At 64.2% G+C, this 372-nt stretch carries 1 protein-coding gene; it reads left to right on the forward strand.

Annotated elements, in window-relative coordinates; genetic code table 11:
- Window positions 1-372: DUF6543 domain-containing protein (locus KW848_RS31390; protein WP_218539185.1), on the forward strand; the 372-nt coding region annotated here is incomplete at both ends.

The raw sequence follows: 372 nt of genomic DNA on the forward strand, positions 1-372 counted from the left end.
GCGCCGCCAGTGAAAAGGCGGCGTTCGAACTGGCCTCGCTGATCGCCCTGCTGAAAGACGACATCAGTTCCAACGCCTACGGGGTGCTGCGCCAGGTCCGCGAGCATACAAGCGATATCCGTTTTCACCATCGGCCGCTGCACCCGCATCGGTTGTCGCTGATGGGGTTCAAGTTGCACGGTGTGGTGTTGTTCAGCGCCGAGGGCGATGCGGGCCTGATCCAGGCGGCGGTGGAGGCCCTGGCGCCTGACGTGCGGGCTTCCTGGCTCGACTGGTCGAGCGTGTTGTCGGTGATGTCACCGGGCCTCGACCTGGACAAGTTCAAACTGCTGCAGGCGTTTTTCGCCAATGGCCCGGCCGGGGTCAGCGAAG

Origin of the sequence: Pseudomonas sp. PDM25 (assembly GCF_019219045.1) — a bacterium.
Lineage (GTDB): Bacteria > Pseudomonadota > Gammaproteobacteria > Pseudomonadales > Pseudomonadaceae > Aquipseudomonas.